The organism is Polaromonas sp. P1_G2 (assembly GCF_056405515.1).
Genome location: NZ_JBFUBY010000753.1, coordinates 1 through 574, shown reverse-complemented (window position 1 = coordinate 574; position 574 = coordinate 1). Strand labels below are relative to the sequence as shown.

The window sequence follows — 574 nt, the reverse complement described above, 5'->3', positions numbered from 1 at the left end:
GCGCACGCCAAGCAGGTTTTGGGAGATGCCGTCATGCAGTTCCCGCGCCAGCCGCGAACGCTCCTCTTCCTGTGTGTCGATCACCCGTTGGGTCAATTCTTTCAGCCGGCCATCGGCCATGCGGCGTTCATGGAAGGTGAGAAGCATGCAGGTGGTGAACACGACCAGCACCGACGGTACTGCGATCAGCGCGACGATCACAAAAGTCTTCTTGATACTGGCGCGCATGGCGATGTTCGCGGCGGCACTTTGCGCATAGACATCGTCGAGATAGACACCGGTCCCTACGACCCATCGCCATTTGTCGAGGCTGACGACGAATGACAGCTTGTCGGCGATCTGTCCGGTGGACGGCTTCTGCCATTTATATTGATGCAGGCCGCCACCGGCCTTGGCCGTGGCGATCAGTTGGGCGATCACCTTGTCGCCATCGGGGTCGGTCAGGTTCAGCCAGTTGCGCCCGTGCCGAAAACTCTGGCGCGGATGAACGATATTGTTGCCGTCATAATCATAGACGAAGAAATAGCCGTCCTTGCCGTAGTCGAGCGAGGTCAGGATCGCCGCCACCTTGTCC

At 59.1% G+C, this 574-nt stretch carries 1 protein-coding gene; it reads right to left on the bottom strand.

What is annotated here, in order from left to right; genetic code table 11:
* On the bottom strand, nt 1-574 hold a 574-nt coding region (locus AC1D0P_RS27390; protein WP_477679609.1), incomplete at both ends, for a cache domain-containing protein.